Annotated in this window: 12 protein-coding genes; 2 read left to right on the top strand and 10 right to left on the bottom strand. The window is 62.6% G+C overall.

What is annotated here, in order from left to right; translation table 11 throughout:
• Window positions 1-27: 27 nt before the first annotated feature.
• The 6 genes from V5735_RS21750 to V5735_RS21725 all read right to left on the bottom strand — a co-directional run bounded on the left by V5735_RS21750 (window position 28) and on the right by V5735_RS21725 (window position 6,150).
• Window positions 28-438 (bottom strand): hypothetical protein, encoded by a 411-nt coding sequence (locus V5735_RS21750; protein WP_423746747.1) that lies wholly within the window; start codon window positions 436-438, stop codon window positions 28-30.
• Window positions 439-618: 180 nt separating this feature from the next.
• Complete coding sequence (locus V5735_RS21745) at window positions 619-750, bottom strand: hypothetical protein (protein WP_423746746.1); 132 nt, start codon at window positions 748-750, stop codon at window positions 619-621.
• A gap of 302 nt (window positions 751-1,052) precedes the next feature.
• Complete coding sequence (locus tag V5735_RS21740; protein ID WP_423746745.1) at window positions 1,053-2,501, bottom strand: RtcB family protein; 1,449 nt, start codon at window positions 2,499-2,501, stop codon at window positions 1,053-1,055.
• A gap of 50 nt (window positions 2,502-2,551) precedes the next feature.
• Entirely contained in the window at window positions 2,552-3,898 is a 1,347-nt protein-coding gene (locus V5735_RS21735; RefSeq protein ID WP_423746744.1) for an ABC transporter ATP-binding protein, read from the bottom strand.
• Window positions 3,895-4,959: an ABC transporter ATP-binding protein gene (locus tag V5735_RS21730; RefSeq protein WP_423746743.1), complete on the bottom strand. Its 1,065-nt coding sequence runs from the start codon at window positions 4,957-4,959 to the stop codon at window positions 3,895-3,897. The genes V5735_RS21735 and V5735_RS21730 overlap by 4 nt, the downstream gene beginning before the upstream one ends.
• Complete coding sequence (locus V5735_RS21725) at window positions 4,960-6,150, bottom strand: ABC transporter permease (protein ID WP_423746742.1); 1,191 nt, start codon at window positions 6,148-6,150, stop codon at window positions 4,960-4,962. It lies immediately after the preceding gene.
• A 171-nt stretch (window positions 6,151-6,321) separates the two neighbouring features.
• Between V5735_RS21725 and V5735_RS21720 the strand changes: the two genes are divergently transcribed.
• Complete coding sequence (locus V5735_RS21720; RefSeq protein WP_423746741.1) at window positions 6,322-7,293, top strand: ABC transporter permease; 972 nt, start codon at window positions 6,322-6,324, stop codon at window positions 7,291-7,293.
• Window positions 7,294-7,439: 146 nt separating this feature from the next.
• Window positions 7,440-9,527, top strand: coding sequence for an ATP-dependent protease LonB (gene lonB / locus V5735_RS21715; RefSeq protein WP_423746740.1), 2,088 nt, complete (start codon window positions 7,440-7,442; stop codon window positions 9,525-9,527).
• A gap of 26 nt (window positions 9,528-9,553) precedes the next feature.
• Here the strand turns inward: lonB and V5735_RS21710 are convergent, their stop codons facing one another.
• The 4 genes from V5735_RS21710 to V5735_RS21695 all read right to left on the bottom strand — a co-directional run bounded on the left by V5735_RS21710 (window position 9,554) and on the right by V5735_RS21695 (window position 12,682).
• Entirely contained in the window at window positions 9,554-9,793 is a 240-nt protein-coding gene (locus V5735_RS21710; protein ID WP_423746739.1) for a hypothetical protein, read from the bottom strand.
• A 71-nt stretch (window positions 9,794-9,864) separates the two neighbouring features.
• Window positions 9,865-10,239: a hypothetical protein gene (locus tag V5735_RS21705; RefSeq protein ID WP_423746738.1), complete on the bottom strand. Its 375-nt coding sequence runs from the start codon at window positions 10,237-10,239 to the stop codon at window positions 9,865-9,867.
• Window positions 10,236-11,105 carry a ParA family protein gene (locus V5735_RS21700; protein WP_423746737.1) on the bottom strand — a complete coding sequence of 290 codons (870 nt, stop codon included), beginning with the start codon at window positions 11,103-11,105 and terminating at the stop codon, window positions 10,236-10,238. The genes V5735_RS21705 and V5735_RS21700 overlap by 4 nt, the downstream gene beginning before the upstream one ends.
• 560 nt (window positions 11,106-11,665) lie before the next feature.
• Complete coding sequence (locus V5735_RS21695; RefSeq protein WP_423746736.1) at window positions 11,666-12,682, bottom strand: alcohol dehydrogenase; 1,017 nt, start codon at window positions 12,680-12,682, stop codon at window positions 11,666-11,668.
• Between the last annotated feature and the right edge of the window lie 97 nt (window positions 12,683-12,779).

Here is a 12,779-nt window from a genome sequence, read left to right as displayed (position 1 = left end):
CGACCCGCTACCGACCGCGGTGGGGGTTCACGGCGAGCGGCCGGTGATGTTCTCGTAATCCGCTTCTATTTCCCGTCGGCCGAGATTCGTAATTTTGTAGAACGTCTGGCGGCCGTCCGCACCCTCCGGGGCACCGGTTCGGGAGACGAGACCCGTATCTATCAGTTCGCCCATGTGGTGAGTCAGGTCGAAACTCCCGTCGTCGATGGCGTCCGCGAGCGTCTTCCGCGAGAGCTCCTCGCGCTCGTAGAGGAGAAAGAGAACCGAATACCGCCGCGCGTCGCTGAGCGCCGCTTTTCGCGCCACGTGGTCGGCGAGCGTGCCGAAACCGCCGTCGAATAGCCGTTGGTTCACGTAGTCTTTGATGTTCCGTTCGTCGTCCGGAATCGGCGTCGATTCGGCGGCCATGTTGAATGAACGTAGGACGGCGAGGAACATCACCCTACCGATTACACAGAATATTTTCTTTGCTTTTGTGTTCTATTTTCGGCTGTCGATACCGCCGTCGATAGCTGTCAGTGTAACAATCGGCATACCAGTGATGAAAATCATGGAGACATGATTGTTTTATATCGCCACTCAACTACATAAAAATGTGAGTGAGAGCACGAGTTGGACTCAAGCGTTTTTGAAGAATATAGTGGCCCTATTTATTTCGTTGCTTATCGCAACTGTTGCAGTTATTCCCTTCGAGAAGAGTCCTGAACCGGGAACCGTGCCGAGGCCGGTCATGGTTATCGTATTCTTCACTGTATTCACGCTTCTGTATTTGTGGGATTCAGGGTATTTAAGACGCTGAGGCGGTGGTGTCGAATATCCCTCGCGTGATGTTGGGACTACCACTCTCGTTTCTGTAGTGGTGATTAGGACCGCAACGGCCAGACGAAGGCAGAGAGCGGTGAAGACGTATACTGTAACCTTACTCGGTCGGAACCCCGCGTGTCCGGGGCCGAAATCCTTGCAAACGCTTCAACGTCTCTCTCGTGAGTAGCTTACGAATTACTTCGTTTTATCGTGATTGGACTTCCGGTGAAGTAGCCGATTTCTCGGCGCTACTTCGCTTTCAGATTGTGCACCACGTCCAACCGCTCCACAACGTCAGCGGTCGGCTTGATCGCCTCTCGAATCGCGTCCGCCGGTTTGTACGCCATCGGCGCTTCGTCGCGCACCGACTCGACGACGGACTCGGAGTAGATGCCGTCCATCGCTTCGCCGAACTCGTCCATCGAAATCGTCTCGAAGGCGTCGCCGCGACTCATCGTTCGGCCCGCGCCGTGCGGGGCCGTCGAGTGGTACTCCTCGTTGCCCTTTCCGCGAGCGATGATGGAGCCGTCGGCCATGTTGAACGGGACGACGAGTCGCTGGCCCTCGCGGGCGGGCGTCGCGCCCTTCCGAATCGTCATGTCGCGGAAGTCGATGTAGTTGTGCGTCGATTGGAACCGCTCGACGGCTTCGACGTTGAGCGCGCCGCAGATGGCGTCGCTCATCAGTTCGCGGTTCCAGCGGGCGTACTGCTGGGCGAACAGCATGTCCACGTAGTAGCCGTGTGCCTCCCGCCCGTCCAGCCAATCGAGGTCGTCGTTCCGCTCTTCGTCGGGGCGGAGGGTCGACCCCGAGAGCGCGTCGAAGGCGTCCTCGATGTCGCCGCCGTCGAAGGCTTCTCGGACGCGCTCCGCTCGGATGTGCGATTCGCCCATGCCGCCCGTGACCCACGTGAACAGCTCGCCGTCGCCGGTGGTTTCCGGGTCGAACTCGAGGAACTCCTCGTAGCCGTCCGGAATCGCGTCCCGGATTTGGTCGGCCGCGCGGTAGTCCGAGGCGCGCCCTTGCCAGTACTCGGCGACGGCTTTGCCGAGGTAGCGCGACCCGCTGTGGATGACGAGCCAGTAGTCTCCCGACTCGCGCCCGCGGGCGAACTCCACGAAGTGGTTGCCGCCGCCGAGCGTCCCGGCGCTCTTGATGACGTAGCCCATCCCCTGTCGTTGCCCCGAAAGGACGCGCTCACAGAGGGACTTGAAGTACGACTCGCCGTAGCCGTCGAAGTCGAACGGGATGGGGTCGATGTCCCGACCGAATCGCTCCCGGTACGCGGCGTCGAACCGCTCGAAAGCTTCGTTCGCCCGTTCGAAGGGAAATTCGTTCACGAGGTGCGGTGCGTCGTCGTAGTCGTGGACCTCGCGGCCCATCGGAACGACGTCGCGGACCCGCCGCTCGCGCTCCGCGTGCGCGAGCGGGAGGTCGTCGCCGAGGTTCGTCGCGCACATTCCGCATCCGACATCGACGCCGACGATGTTCGGCACCACGCGGTCCGGGAGCGGCATCGTGAACCCGATGGGTGCGCCCGCGCCCCAGTGGGTGTCCGGCATTATCCGCACCGGTTCGGTGAACGCGGGGTGGTCGATGAGCTCCTGAATCTGGTTTAGACAGCCTGATTCGACGAGGCGCTCGTCCTCGACCATCACGCGAGCGGTCGTTCGTGACCCGTTCAACTCGATAGGCATTCTCTGGCCGATTGGAGACGTCGAACCGCCATGAAGATAGCTGAGGTGTGTCAGCACTTCCCGTCCGATTCGGAACTCGCCTCGTCGTCGCCTCCCCCGTACAGGTGGCACCCGACGTCCCGGCCGTCCACGCTCCTCCGTTCCGGGTGCTCCGTCTCGCACACCGTCGGGAACCGCTCTCCGAGCAGTTCCGCCGCGGCATCGGCGTTTCCGTCTATCGCCGCTCCGATGGCGTTCGAGACCGTTTCCTCCGCGTCCTGCTGGTCGAGCGTCGAGGGAATCCCGTACTCGCGCCGGATTTCGGACCGGAGGTCGGTCTCCGAAACGGTCTTCGTTCCATCGTCGCCGCTCCCGTCGGCTACCCGCTCGCGGACGGATGCGAGCCCGAAATCGCGGTCCCTGAGCGCGACGCGCAACGAGAACACCGCGTTCCACGTCGATTGCGTGAGCGACCACCCTTCCGGTGGAACCACCTTCGGACAGCGGGTGTGGAACCGACACCCCGACGGCGGTGACGCCGGGTCGGGCACGTCGCCGGTCAACTCGACCATCTCGTTCCTGTGGTGGGGGTCGGGCCGCGGAACCGTGTCGAGCAGCGCCCTCGTGTAGGGGTGTTTGGGGTCCGCGAACAGGGATTCGGTTCGTCCGGCTTCGACGGCTTCGCCGAGGTACATGACCACCACGCGGTCACAGAGTTGGTGGACGACGCTCATGTCGTGGCTGATGAGCAGAATCGAGAGGTCGAAGGCGTCCTGTAATTCCTCGATGAGCGCGAGGATTTCCGCCTGCACGGACACGTCCAGCGCCGAGACGGGTTCGTCCAACACGAGCAGGTCGGGATTCAGCGCCAGCGCCCGCGCCAGCGCCGCCCGTTGTTTTTCGCCGCCGGACAGTTCGTGCGGGTAGCGCTCCCGCTTCGCCTCGGCGAGGCCGACGAGTTCCAGCAACGTCGTAATCCGCTCCTCCAACCGCTCGTCGTCGGTGAGTCCGTGGGTGACCATCGGTTCCGCGATGGACTCGCCGATTGTCATCCGCGGGTCGAAACTCGAGGCCGGATTCTGGAACACCATCTGTACCCGCCGCCGGTATCGTTTCGTCTCGCGCTTGGACAGCGACGCGACCGAGCGCTCTCGGAATCGTATCCGACCCTCCGTCGGCGCTTCGAGCGAGACGACGGTCCGGGCGACGGTCGATTTGCCACAGCCGGATTCGCCGACCAGTCCGAGCGTCTCCCCGCGGCGGAGTTCGAAATCGATGCCGTCGACCGCACGCACGCGCCCCGTTTCGCGGCTCAACAGCCCCGAGGTGACGGGGTAGTGTTTTTTCAATCCGCGAACGGTGAGGAGGGATTCTTCGCTCGCGTTCGGTTCGCGTTCGGTCGCGTTCTCTTGTCTCATCGTTCGTCACCTCGCGGTGCCGTCGGCTCGGTTCGCGGTGTCGATTCGTCGTCGTCCGCCGCCAATCCGTCCGCTTCTGCGAGTTCGCTCGCGTCGTGGTCGTCGTCGTAGTAGACGCACGAGACGTCGTGGTCGCTTCCGTCCACGGCGTGCACGGGCGGTTGGTCGCCCGTCCGGCAGTCGTCCGTCGCGTGCGGACACCGGGGGTGGAATCGACATCCCGCTGGCGGGTCGGTCGGGTCGGGAAGCGACCCGCCGATGGGTTCGGGCGTCGCCCCTCGCCGCGGGACGCTATCGAGTAGTGCACCGGTGTAGGGGTGGGCCGGTCGGTCGAAGATGTCGAAGACGTTCCCGCGCTCCATCACCTTCCCGGCGTACAGCACGACCACGCGGTCGGCGATTTGGGCGACGACGCCGAGGTCGTGGGTGACGAACAGGACCGCCATATCTCGCTCTGCCTGCAGCGTCTGGAGCAGGTGGAGAATCCCGGATTGAGTCGTCACGTCGAGCGCCGTCGTCGGTTCGTCGGCGACGAGCAGGTCGGGGTCGCACGCCAGCGCCATGGCGATGACGACCCGCTGTTTCATCCCGCCCGAGAACTCGTGGGGATACTCGTCGAACCGTTCCGCGGGGTTCGGGATGCCGACCCTATCGAGGAGTTCGACCGCACGCCGCCGTGCGCGCTTTTTCGGAACGTCTCGATGGAGTCGAATGGCCTCCACGAGTTGGCTTCCAACCGTATACACCGGGTCGAGCGCGTCTTGCGGGTTCTGGAAGACGTACGCGATGCGGTCGCCCCGAATCGAGCTCAGCGTTCCGTTCTCGGCCGACGACAGGTCGTGCCCGTCGAACGTCACCGTCCCGGAGAGTCGCGCCGGTGGCGTCGGGACGAGTCGCGTCAGCGATTCGCACGCGACGGTCTTCCCGGACCCGCTCTCGCCGACGAGACAGACCGTCTCGCCGCGATTCACCTCGAACGAAACGCCGTCGAGCGCCCGAACGATGCCGCGGTCGGTGTCGAACGTCACCCGAAGGTCGTCCACCGAGAGGAGCGGGGCCATCTACACGTCACCTCGCGGGTCGAACGCGTCGCGGAGCGCGTCGCCGACGATGCTCAGTGCGACGACGGTGGCGACGAGCACGACGACAGGAACCGTCCATATCCACCAGACCTGCATCGGTTCCGTGTAACTGTGCGCGTTGAGACCGACCGATATCGTCTCGCCGAACGAGGGCATCCACCGACCGATGTCCCCGATTTCGATGAACGTGAGCGCCGTTTCGAGGAGGACGAGCTGTGGAATCTTCTGGGTTGTCCCGATGAGGACCGTGTTCGAAACGTTCGGGAGGAGGTGTTTTCGAAGGATGGTCAGCCGACTCACCCCCGCGCTTCTCGCCGCTTCGATGTACTGTTCCTCTCGACGTTGGATGACTTCGCTTCGGACGAGGCGAGCGACGTTCCCCCAGTTCAACAGGCCGAACACCACGACGAACGCGAAGAGACTCGGCCCGGTGAGGAAGACGAGGATGAGGTAGACGACGAACGCCGGAACGGACTGTTGGACGTCCACGTACCGCATGAGAACCGTATCGATGGCCCCACCGCTGTAGCCCGCGACGAGACCGACCGCCGTCGCCAGCGGTATCATGAACACGGCGGTGATGACGGCGACTTGAAGACTCACGTGCATTCCCGAGACGACGAGCGCAACCATGTCCTGTCCCAGCGCGCTCGTTCCGAGCGGGTAGGTCAGCGACCCCTGACAGTACCCCCCGACGGTGTGACCGATGCAGTTGGACGTGACCATACCCTCTTTGGCACTGAAGAGGAGGGGTGGCTGACGGGCCGCGTGGATGTGGGGTCGCGGCCGTCCCATCAACGCCGGGCCGACCAGCGCGAGGAGGACGAAGACGACCAGATACGCGAGACTGATGACGGCCACCCTGTTGGTTCGGAACCGTCGCCAGTACCGTCGATTTTTCGCGGCGTTCCGGAGCACGGGTGGAACGGCGAAACAGACGAGCACGAGCAGGCTCACCCGGAACAGCCACGTCAACTTCGTCGGCTCCCACCAGTAGATGATACCGACGTGGTGCGAACTCGTGTAGCGATAGAGCAACACCAGACCGGCGAGTCCGACGACGAAGGCGACGAGCCGCCACGGAATCGTCCGTCCGGTGCCGTCGAGCCCGTCCCAGTCGATGGATTCGAGCGGCGCTTCGCCCGTCCGTGTGCCGGTGTCGTTGCTCATGGGCCGTCACCGTGGAGGGGAGAGATTGGAGTCGGCGTCCGGGTCGTGGGCGATGGCATAACCGTACTACGCCATGGTATTTATCCCCGCGAGAAAAAGATGCCGAATCAACACGTTTGCCGCTCCACAACTATTATATCGCTATCACGTAATCGTTCGATGTCGAACACAATGAGTCGCCGCTCTTACGTCGTCAAACGGGTCGCGTTCTCCGTTTTCGCCCTCTATCTCGTGTTGTCCGTCACGTTCGGGTTCATCGCTCTCACCGCCGACCCCGGCGTCGCCTTCGTCGCACACGGGGCGTCACGACAGGCCGCCAGCGAACGGGCGAACATGTCCGAACGCGAGCAGATGGTCCAGCAAGCCATTGCGGAGTACAAAGCCGAGCACAACCTGAACAAACCGATTTGGCGGAGTTACGTGGACTGGCTGGTCGATATCACGACGCTCGATTGGGGGCGCTCGTACTCGCTCAACGGGACGCCCGTGCTGACGGTTCTCGGGCAGGCGATTCCGGCGACGCTCACGTACGTCGTTCCCGCGATGCTGTTCGCGCTCGTCGGGGGTATCGGTCTCGGCGTGTACGCCGCGCTCAATCCCGGAACGGCGCTCGAACGGGTCGTGACCGGCGGGTCCTACCTCGGCTTCGGGATTCCGAACTACTGGCTCGCGGTCGTCGCCGGGCTCGTCGGCGTTACCGCCTTCGCGACTCGATTCGCCCCGCCGGACATCGTACGGAGCGCGCTCCCCGCGGTTATTTTGGGGACGAGTCTTCTCGCCGGTCAGTTGCGGTACGCGCGAGCGGAGTCGCGCGAGTACGTTTTCCGCGAGTTCGTCAAACTGCTCCGCGCGAAGGGCGCGACGAACTGGCGCGTCGCGCGACACATCCTTCGCAACGCCGCGATTCCGCTCTTTTCTCTGTTCTTCGCCGACCTCATCGGCACCCTGGTCGTGAACGTGTTCGTCCTCGAATCCGTCCTCGGAATCCCCGGAATCGGCTATTTCGGGTTGCGAGCAATTCAGCAGCGCGACCTGCCCCTCATCCTCGGCGTCGCGATGGTCATCGCCATCGCGGGCATCGTCGGTAACCTCATCCAGGACCTCGCGTACTTCGGTCTCGACCCGCGCGTGGACTCGGAGTGAGCGACACTCGCTCTATTCCGCGATATCATCGAACTCCGGGCGCGTACGGTCGGAATAACCGTCCTCGAAAAATATCAGTGAAACACCATTCCTTTCAGAAAGTATATCTGTTATCGTCCCGGGCGTTGTATCAACGATATAGTAGAATGAGTAATCCAAACGACACCGACGACCCCTCCACGTCCGAAACGGTGCCCGTACCTGCCGATGATGGTTCCGAATCGGACGGACGAGGTGGTTCACGGCCTGTCTCCGACGACCTCTCCTCCACGCCGACCCCCGCGACGGGTGACGCTCTCGGACAAAACATCGACGCCTCACTGATCGCCGACGATTTCGACCCCGAAACCGACGACGACCTTCTCGGAGGACTCGACGTCGAAACGACCGAAGCGATTCCCATCCCCGACCGATTGGTCGACCAGGTTATCGGCCAGGATACGGCACGAGATATCGTAGAAAAAGCGGCGACACAGCGCCGTCACGTGATGATGATAGGGTCGCCCGGGACCGGGAAGTCGATGCTGGCGAAGGCGATGAGCCAACTCCTCCCGAAGGAGGAACTCCAGGACGTCCTCGTCTACCACAACCCCGACGACGGGAACGAGCCGAAGGTCCGCACCGTGCCTGCCGGAAAGGGGAGACAGATAATCAATGCCCACAGGGAGGAAGCACGGAAGCGCAATCGGATGCGAACGTTCCTGATGTGGACGCTCATCGCCATCATCGGCGGCTACGCCATCTTTCTCGCCGGAGATTTGCTGTTGGGCGCTATCGCGGTCGCGGTCGTCTATCTCATGTTCAACTACGGTTCGCGCGGGAACAACGCCGTGATTCCGAACCTGCTGGTCGATAACGCCGATACCGAAACTGTCCCGTTCGAGGACGCGACGGGCGCCCACGCGGGTGCGCTGCTGGGCGACGTGCGCCACGACCCGTTCCAGTCCGGCGGGATGGAGACGCCGAGCCACGACCGCGTGGAACCCGGCGCTATCCACCGCGCGAACAAGGGCGTCTTGTTCGTGGACGAGATCAACACCCTCGACATCCGCAGTCAGCAGAAGCTGATGACGGCGATTCAGGAGGGCGAGTTCTCCATCACCGGCCAGTCCGAACGCTCGTCCGGTGCGATGGTGCACACCGAACCCGTTCCGACCGACTTCGTGATGGTCGCGGCGGGGAACCTCGACGCCATGGAGAACATGCACCCGGCACTCCGGAGCCGAATCAAGGGATACGGGTACGAGGTGTACATGAACGATACCGTGGACGACACGCCGGAGATGCGCCGCAAGTACGCGCGCTTCGTCGCCCAGGAGGTCGAAAAGGACGGCAGCCTTCCGCACTTCACGCGCGACGCTATCGGAGAAGTCGTTCACGATGCTCAGCGCCGCGCGATGCGCAAAGACCACCTCACGCTCAAACTGCGTGACCTCGGTGGCCTCGTCCGCGTCGCGGGTGACATCGCTCGGGCCGAGGACGCCGAATTCACCACGCGCGACCACGTGCTGCAGGCGAAACAGCGCTCGCGCTCCATCGAACAGCAGATCGCCGACGACTACATCGATCGCCGCAAGGACTACGACCTCACCGTCTCCGCTGGCGACGTGGTGGGACGGGTCAACGGTCTGGCCGTCATGGGCGATGATAGCGGCATCGTCATGCCCGTCATGGCCGAAATCGCGCCTTCACAGGGACCCGGCAAGGTCATCGCCACCGGGAAACTGCAGGACATTGCCGAGGAGGCCGTCCAGAACGTCAGCGCCATCATCAAGAAGTTCAGCGACGAAAAGATTGCGAAAAAGGACATCCACATCCAGTACGTGCAAGCCTACGAAGGTGTCCAAGGTGATTCCGCGTCCGTGACGATGGCCACCGCGGTCATCAGCGCGCTGGAGAACATCCCCATCGACCAGAGTATCGCGATGACCGGTTCGCTGTCGGTCCGCGGCGACGTGCTCCCGGTCGGCGGCGTCACGCACAAAATCGAGGCGGCCGCGAAGGCGGGCGTCGAGACGGTCATCATCCCGAAGGCTAACGAGCAGGACGTGATGATCGAAGAAGAGTACGAGGAGATGGTCGAAATCATCCCCGTCTCGCACATCAGCGAAGTCCTCGAAGTCGCGCTCGTCGGAGAGTCCAAAATCGAACGCCTCACCGAGCGGCTCAGAACCATCACCGGTCACGCACTCGAACCGAGCGTCGAACAGGGTTCTCCGAGTCCGAGTACCTGAACGCGCTTGTCGCCGACGGTTTCGAGTCAGAGTTCTTTTTCGATGCGGAGTTCCTTGTCGGTCACGGTGTCGATAACGTCGCCGGGGACGCTCAGGTCGTCTTCGTCCACGCTTCCCCATCCGAACGCCTCCAGCCACGCTTCGCCGAGGCTGGGGTCGGGGTCCACGTAGGCCGTGTCATCCTCGACCTCCGTTACGATTCCGAGTTGGTCGCCGTCGCCGTCCATCAGGAACTTCCCTTCGTCTTCCTCACCGAGCGTTGCCATGTCCGTCGTGTTCACCGCGGTGCTATTTTCCCTTTGTGGCTACCGAAATGTAAGAAACGCTCCGGGACGAATTACAGGTCGTAGCCCCACTCGCGGAGGATGTCCGCCGCGGTGTCGAGGTTCCGCATGCCCGCGAGATAGATGGCCTCCCGCGCGTCGAGTCGGTAGATGTCGTCGCCGATAATGGACTCCAATTCGCGTTCGGCGTCCTTGGCGCGCCCGTCCGTGGAGTCCTGCACGAACAGCTGGTGAACGCTTTCGCGCTCGTCCTTGACGGTATCACGACGGAGTATGAGTGGTAGGTCTGCCCGGTTAATCTGTCTGGTATTATTCTCTGGTGTTACTGGCTCGGTTGACTCCTCGGTCGTCGTCTCCGAGTCGGTCGGTTCCGTCTCCGAAATCTCGTTCCCGTCGTCGTCGAAGGGATCCGATGCGCCGGTTTTCATGCTACCGTCTCCTGTGTCACGAACTGCTCCGAGATGTACGCCGCCAGCTCGTCGAACTTTTCGAGCGTCGTCTCCTCGTACTCCCGGAGGTCGCGGTAGTCCTCGCTCTCACCCAGTTCGAAGATGCTCACTTGGTTTTGCCACGCTTCGCCGAGCATGGAGCCGCGCTCCCGTATCGATACGGGCGCGACAGGGAGTTCCTGTTCGTTGAGCTCGTCCATCACCGACTGCTGGACGTTCGTTCCGCTGACTTTGTTCGGGACGACTCCAAGAATACCGACTTCGATGTCGCCGAGCGTCTCCTCGATGTTGTTCACCACGTCTCGAAGCCCCTCGACGCTCTGTTCGCCTTTCGCGCTCAGTTCCGCCGGGATGAGCAGGTTCGATGTCGCGTAAATCGAGTTGTAAATGTGTTGTCCGACTGTCGCCGGGGGGTCGATAATGAGCACGTCGTACTCGTCCGGGACGCCCGCGTCGGCGAGCACGCGCCGAAGTTGCTTCTCTTTCGGCCAGCGGTAGTTCGCGTCGTGCATCGACTGTTCCATCTCGGCCGCGCGTGTGAGGTTCTGTTCGAGCGAGCCGAGCATGTTGTGGCCCGGAACGAGGTCCAGGTTCTCGCCGACGTTCATCACGAGGTCGTCGAACTCGCCTTTCGGTCGTTCGACCATGTGCCGGACGATGTTGTCCACGTTCGCGTCCGACCGATAGTCGTCCGCGCCGAAGTGGTGTGTCAGTCCGCCCTCCTGCGGGTCCATGTCGATGACGAGGACTTGTTGTCCGCGCCGCGCGTGCGCCGCCGCGAGGTTCACGGAGAACGTCGTCTTTCCGACGCCTCCCGCCTCCGACCAAACCGTGTACGGAATCATACAGGAACCCTATCGTAAGCAACCCATAAAAACACTAGTCAGACGCACTGGGCAGTATTACTGAGAAGTAACAACGCTCAGTACCGTTGAATAGTATTTCTGGTCGTTGTGCCTGATCAGTACTGTTGCGCAGTACCTCTCCCGATACCGTCGGAACGGTCTCTGTGGTTGGTGTTTCTGAGCAGTAATGTTAGTGCGTGTTCCTGTCTAGTGTTGCTTATTGATGTTATTGAATAGTATGATCGGACGGTTTTACTAATCAGCCCGTTCGGACATTTGGGCGTCTTAGGCCTTCTAACCGCAATCTGGGGGGTGCTACGCTCGCTCGAATCAGCGGTCGTTTTCCTCCGAGCGTGGACTCGGCCAGCGTCGAATCGAGTCCGACTGTCGAACTGTCCCGCTCAGTCCGAACGGTCGATACCTTCTTTCAATACTACTGGCTAGTCTGTCTGGTCAGTAATTCTGAATAGTATGTCTACACAGTATTACTGTACAATAACGCTGCCCGGTCCCGGAGGGCAGAGTGCTCCTCCGCCGCGGACCGGGCGACCGCTCGGTTCTCAGGGTTCCAGCACGGCGCGGAATCGGACTTCGTTCTCCATCATCCGCTCGTAGGCTTCGTCGGCGTCGGCGAGGTCGAACGTCTCCACTTCGGGCGTGATGTCGCGGAGCGCGCTGAACTCCAAGGTGTCCTGTGACTCGCGGGCGTGTCCTGACGCCCATCCGCGGACCGCGCTGCGACTTCCGACGAGGGCGGCCCCGGAAACGTCGATGGGGTCGCCGGGAACGCCGACGACGACGACTTCCCCGTCCGTGCCGAGGCCCGGAACGACCGAGGAAATCGCGTCGGCGTTCGGCGCGGTCGCGAGGACGACCTTCGCACCGCCGAGTTTCTGTAGCTCTTCTGCCGGGTCGTCGGCCTTCGCATCGATGAAGTGGTCGGCACCCAACTCGCGGGCGTACTCCTCCTTGTCGGTGCCGCGCGAGATGGCCACCGTTTCGAACCCGGCCTGTCGGGCGTACTGCACGCCGAGGTGCCCGAGGCCGCCGATGCCCTGCACCGCGACCAGGTCGCCCGGTCGGGCGTCGGTGTGTCGGAGCGCGTTGTACGTCGTGATTCCCGCACAGAGCAGCGGTGCGGCGTCGGTCGCGTCGAGTTCGTCGGGGACGCGGGCGAGCGCCTCGGCGTTGACCGCCGCGTATTCGGCGTACCCACCGTCGACCGTCACGCCGTGGATGTCCGCGTTCTCACACTGCTGGAACTCGCCGCGGCGGCAGGCTTCGCAGGTGAAACAGTGCCCGCCGTGCCATCCGGCACCTACGCGGTCGCCCTCCTCCCACAGGTCCACGTCCTCGCCGACCGCATCGACGCGCCCGACGATTTCGTGCCCGGGAATTCGCGGATAGGAGAGGCCGGGGTAGCCGCCCTCCTTCGCGTAGGCGTCGCTGTGACAGACGCCACACGCCTCGACTTCGACGCGAACTTCGGTGGCACTCGGGTCGGGAATCTCCCGCTCCACGAGTTCGAACGATGCGCCCGGTTCGGCGACTTCGACTGCTCGCATCGACTCTGACATAGCACCTCGGGTAACGCCCCAGACGTCGATAAGTGGTCTGGAAACCGGAATCCGTCTCCCCTTTCGCCGCCGTTCGTGGCGGTCGAAACGAGGCATC

Source organism: Haladaptatus sp. SPP-AMP-3 (assembly GCF_049568665.1).
In the GTDB taxonomy this organism is placed as follows: domain Archaea; phylum Halobacteriota; class Halobacteria; order Halobacteriales; family Haladaptataceae; genus Haladaptatus; species Haladaptatus paucihalophilus.
This window is presented reverse-complemented; position numbering and strand designations above follow the sequence as displayed.